At 64.0% G+C, this 4,472-nt stretch carries 4 protein-coding genes; 1 reads left to right on the forward strand and 3 read right to left on the reverse strand.

The features are described from left to right. From EN750_RS20330 to EN750_RS20340, 3 genes are all read right to left on the reverse strand, one after another. On the reverse strand, positions 1–201 hold a 201-nt coding region (locus EN750_RS20330; RefSeq protein WP_189526345.1), incomplete at its 3' end, for an NAD(P)-binding domain-containing protein. Then, positions 198–1,409 carry a mandelate racemase/muconate lactonizing enzyme family protein gene (locus EN750_RS20335; protein ID WP_127397464.1) on the reverse strand — a complete coding sequence of 404 codons (1,212 nt, stop codon included), beginning with the start codon at positions 1,407–1,409 and terminating at the stop codon, positions 198–200. The genes EN750_RS20335 and EN750_RS20330, both read right to left, overlap by 4 nt. Continuing rightward, entirely contained in the window at positions 1,406–3,022 is a 1,617-nt protein-coding gene (locus EN750_RS20340; protein WP_127397465.1) for a GMC family oxidoreductase N-terminal domain-containing protein, read from the reverse strand. The genes EN750_RS20335 and EN750_RS20340 overlap by 4 nt, the downstream gene beginning before the upstream one ends. 258 nt (positions 3,023–3,280) lie before the next feature. Between EN750_RS20340 and EN750_RS20345 the strand changes: the two genes are divergently transcribed. Further along, positions 3,281–4,222: a phosphoribosylaminoimidazolesuccinocarboxamide synthase gene (locus EN750_RS20345; protein WP_127397466.1), complete on the forward strand. Its 942-nt coding sequence runs from the start codon at positions 3,281–3,283 to the stop codon at positions 4,220–4,222. Positions 4,223–4,472 lie beyond the last annotated feature (250 nt).

The raw sequence follows: 4,472 nt of genomic DNA on the forward strand, positions 1-4,472 counted from the left end.
GGGCAGGCAGGAGATTGCGTTGCCGGCCCGTGCGGCGGCCTCGGCGGGGCTGCTTGCCGCTGTGGCCCCGAGCGCCACCAAGCGTTCGACGGCCGCGGGATCGCGGTCGAAGACGGTGACGGCAAAGCCGTTGCGGACCAGGCTGGCGGCAAGGTTGCCGCCGAGATGGCCAAGGCCGATAAAGGCGTAGCTTTCGTTCACGGCATCAGCGGCGTCTGCATCATCTGCAGATGCAGGTCCTTGCCCGTGTAAGGGTGTGCTTCGCAGACCGCCTCGTTGAGCTCGACGCCGAGGCCGGGCTCCTTCGACGGGATGACATTGCCGTCCTGCCACTCGATCTTTTTCTTCAGCAGCGTGGCGTGGAAAACGTCCCACTGCTTCAGCGATTCGAGGATGAGGAAGTTGGGCAGCGTCACCGCCAGTTGGATGTTGGCCGCACCCACGATCGGTCCGCAATAGCAATGCGGTGCGATCTGGATGTGGTAGGCCTCGGCCATCGCCGCGATCTTCTTGGTCTCGAGGATGCCGCCGGAGCGGCCGAGGTCCGGCTGCAGGATGGTCGCGGCGCGGTTCTCGATGACGCGGGCGAACTCGAACTTGGTCGTCAGCCGCTCGCCGGTGGCGATCGGGATCGAGGTCGCGCGGGCCACTTGGGCCATGACCTCAGGCATATCAGGTGGCACCGGCTCCTCGAACCACAAGGGATCGTAGGGTTCGATGGCGCGCGCCATGCGCAGCGCGCCGGACGCTGTGAACTGGCCGTGCGTGCCGAACAGGATGTCGGCGCGGGTGCCGACCGCCTCGCGGATCGCCTTGATCATGCGGGTGGACAGGTCGATATCGACGAGGCGCGGCTGATGGCCGTCGAAGGCGGTGTAGGGGCCGGCGGGGTCGAGCTTGACGGCATTGAAACCCTGCTCGACATATTCGAGCGCACAGGCAGCGGCGAGATCTGGATCGTTGTAGACGTTCTTGTCGTGCGCATCCTCGGAATGGACGCTGCCGCTGTGCGGATAGAGATAGGTGTAGGAACGCAGCGTTTCGTGCACCTGGCCGCCGAGCAGTTTATAGACCGGCTTGTCGGCTTCCTTGCCGATAATGTCCCAGCAGGCCATTTCCAGCGCCGAGAAGCAGCCCATGCCGGACACATCGGGGCGCTGGGTGAAGCCGGAGGAATAGGCGCGGCGGAAGAAATTCTCGATGTCGTGCGGGTCGCGGCCGATGAGATAGCGCTCGGCCATGTCCTCGACCATCCGGGCGGTAACATGGGCCGAGAAGGTGGCGTTGTAGGCCTCGCCATAGCCGACGACGCCGCCGTCGGTGGTCAGCTTGACGAAAATGAAATACTTGCCGCCGATGCCGGGCGGCGGATTGCCGACAACCCAGGTCTTGACGTCGGTGATCTTCATTCTTGGTCCTCCAGAACCAGTTCGGCGCCCTTCCAACCGGTCATGATCGAGGCGGCGTTGGTGTTGCCGGTGATGTTGTCGGGAAAGATCGAGGCATCGATGACGCGCAAACCTTCCAGACCATGCACCTTGAGGCGCGGATCGACGACGGCGCGCGCGGGATCCGGCCCCATGCGGCAGGTCGAGACCGGGTGATAGACGGTGCCCGAGCGCTTCCGGAAATCCTGGACCAGATCGGCGTCCGAGGTGATCGACGGGCCGGGCAGAACCTCTTCCTCGATGATCTCGGCCATGGCAGGCATCGAGGCGATCTTGCGCACGAACTTCACCGCCGCCAGCATCTCCTCGACATCGGCATTGGTGGAGTAGGCATTGGCCGTTATCCTGGGGTAGTCGCGCGGATTGGCCGAGCGGATCATGATCTCGCCACGGCTCGACGGCCGGCAGTTGGACAGGCCGATGGAAAAGCCCGGCCATGGGTCCGGCGTCAGGATCGGGCGCTCGCCGCTCTTGGGAATGACGGTCGAGAAGGCCTGGAAATAGAGCTGCATGTTGGGCCGCGTCGCCGCAGGGTCGGTGCGGAAGAAGCCGCCGGCATTGTTCATCGACAGCGACAGCGGGCCGGAGCGGGTCAGGATGTATTGCATGCCGACCAGCAGCTTGCCCCACCAGGGACGCAGCGTCTGGTTGAGCGTCGGCAGCTTGCCCCTGAAGGTGTAGTTGATGCCGACATGGTCCTGCAGATGCGCGCCGACATTTTCGTTGGCGTGGACGATCGGGATGTCCAGACCTTTGAGCAGGGCGGATGGGCCGACGCCGGACAGCTGCAGCAATTGCGGCGAGTTGACCGAACCGCCCGACAGGATGATTTCGCGGCCGGCACGCGCCGTCTTCATCTCGCCGTTCTGCAGATATTCGACGCCGACGGCACGCTTGCCCTCGAACGGGATTTTTGTCGCCAGCGCCTTCATCTCGACGCGGACATTCCCGCGCTTCATCGCCGGGCGCAGGAAAGCGCGCGCCGCCGACATGCGGCGGCCATTGCGGGTCGAGATCTGGTAGATGCCGACGCCCTCCTGGGCGGCGCCGTTGAAATCCGGATTGAGCGGCAGGCCGGCCTGCTGGCCGGCGGCGAGATAGCGTTTGGTCAGCGGGTGGACTGCGTCCGAACAGTCGGTGACATGCAGCGGGCCGCCCGTGCCGCGCCATGTGTCGGCACCGGCCTGGTTGTCCTCGAGCGCCTTGAAGGTGGGCAGCAGATCGTCATAGCCCCAGCCGGGATTGCCGGCGGCTGCCCAGGCATCGAAATCCTCGCGCGCGCCCCTGATCCAGACCATGGCGTTGATCGAGCTCGAACCGCCGAGCAGTTTGCCGCGCGGCCAGTGATCGGCATTGCCGGCGAGGCCCGGGTCCGGCTCGGCCTTGTAGTTCCAGTTGACGTCGGGATCGAAGAAGGTCTTGCCGTAGCCGAGCGGCATCTGGACGTAGAAGCGGCGGTCGGTGCCGCCGGCTTCCAGCACCAGCACCGAGAAGCGTCCCGAGGCCGAGAGTTTTTCGGCCAGGACCGAGCCGGCCGAGCCGGAGCCGACGATGATGAAATCATAGGTCTGCATGATGATGCGGGCGGCTCCGGAGAATTGGCTGCAGCCTAGACGCGACGGCGCTCCCAAGTCGCCGCGCCATCCGGCATCAGTTGTGAAAAAAGCGACCGCCGAACTGGCCGGGTTTACGGGGATTCCCGACAATCGCGCTTGATATGCACCGGGGCGACAGCTTATGCGATGGCATTATCTTGGCGCATGATTTTCTCCGAAAAGTCTGCAACTTTTCGGGATCATGCTCTGGCCACTCTGCGGAAGGCAGGAAATCATATGCGGACCCTTCCTGACGCGTTCATTCCCGAACTGCCGGGCCACTACAGCGGCAAGGTCCGCGAGAACTATGACCTTGCGGATGGCCGGCGCATCTTCATCGCCACCGACCGGCTCAGTGCCTTCGACACCATCCTGACGTCGATCCCCTACAAGGGCGAGATCCTTACTCAGACGGCGCGCTACTGGTTCGAGGAAACCGCCGACATCTGCCCGAACCATGTTCTCGAATACCCCGACCCGAACGTCGTCGTCGGCACCAGGCTCGACATCCTGCCGGTCGAGATCGTCGTGCGTGGCTATCTGGCCGGAACCACCAGCACCTCGATCCTGACGCGCTACAAGCGCGGTGACCGCGACATGTATGGCATCCGCCTGCCGGATGGCCTGCGCGACAATGAAAGACTGGCGGAGCCGATCATCACGCCGACCAGCAAGGCCGCGCATGGCGGCCATGACGAACCGCTGTCCAAAGCCGAGATTCTCGAGCAGGGTCTTCTCACGCAGGCGCAGTGGGATACCGTATCGGACTACGCCTTACGGCTGTTCGCCCGCGGCCAGCAGCGCGCCACTGAGCGCGGCCTGATCCTGGCCGACACGAAATACGAATTCGGCACCGACAAGGACGGGACCATCATTCTTGCCGACGAAATCCACACGCCCGACAGCAGCCGGTACTGGATCGCATCGAGTTACGAACAGGCGCTCGCCAGCGGCAGCCGGCCGGAGAGTTTTGACAAGGATTTCATCCGCTCATGGGTCTCGGCGCGCTGCGATCCGTACAGTGACCCGATTCCAGAGATACCCGACGAGATCGTCGAACAGGCTTCTCGGGTTTACGCGCAGGCCTATGAGGCGATCACGGGCAAGGAATTCGTGCCCGATGTTTCCGGGGATACGGTGCTGGACCGCATCAGAGCTAACCTTGCAGGTTATTTTTGAGAGGTGCCCCTCTCAGCTAACGCCTGGTCTTAAGCCGCGCAGTCGACCCCACTCCGTCGAGCTTCGCTCGCAACCTCTCCCGGGGTAGAGGAAGGGCGCGAGCTTGGCCGGGCTGGTGCCTTCCTCTCCCTCCGGAGGGGGGAGAGGCGAGCGAAGCTCGACGGAGTGGGGAAGCCCCCTCCAAAACCCGAAGCCGCTGGAAATCAGGCACAACCGCGCGAATGCCAGGGTTAGCCTATGGCCATGGAGG

This window comes from Mesorhizobium sp. M7A.F.Ca.ET.027.03.2.1, assembly GCF_003999175.1.
Lineage (GTDB): Bacteria > Pseudomonadota > Alphaproteobacteria > Rhizobiales > Rhizobiaceae > Mesorhizobium.

Excerpts from the sequence above, each read along its gene's own strand:
- EN750_RS20335 (WP_127397464.1), bottom strand. The coding sequence starts at position 1,409 with ATGAAGATCACCGACGTCAAGACCTGGGTTGTCGGCAATCCGCCGCCC.
- EN750_RS20340 (WP_127397465.1), bottom strand. The coding sequence starts at position 3,022 with ATGCAGACCTATGATTTCATCATCGTCGGCTCCGGCTCGGCCGGCTCG.
- EN750_RS20345 (WP_127397466.1), top strand. The coding sequence starts at position 3,281 with ATGCGGACCCTTCCTGACGCGTTCATTCCCGAACTGCCGGGCCACTAC.